1 rRNA gene is annotated in these 218 nt (G+C 50.0%); it reads left to right on the top strand.

Annotation, left to right across the window (positions count from 1 at the left end):
- Nucleotides 1-218, top strand: a 16S ribosomal RNA gene (locus tag ABWU86_RS00740); the annotation flags it as partial.

Consider the following 218-nt stretch of genomic DNA (forward strand, 5'->3'; position numbering starts at 1 on the left):
TTTGACGGTATTTAACCAGAAAGCCACGGCTAACTACGTGCCAGCAGCCGCGGTAATACGTAGGTGGCAAGCGTTGTCCGGATTTATTGGGCGTAAAGCGAGCGCAGGCGGTTTTGTAAGTCTGCTGTGAAAGCCCTCAGCTCAACTGAGGAAGTGCAGTGGAAACTACAAAACTTGAGTACAGAAGAGGAAAGTGGAACTCCATGTGTAGCGGTGAA

The organism is Apilactobacillus pseudapinorum, from assembly GCF_040369555.1.
Classification (GTDB): Bacteria; Bacillota; Bacilli; order Lactobacillales; family Lactobacillaceae; genus Apilactobacillus.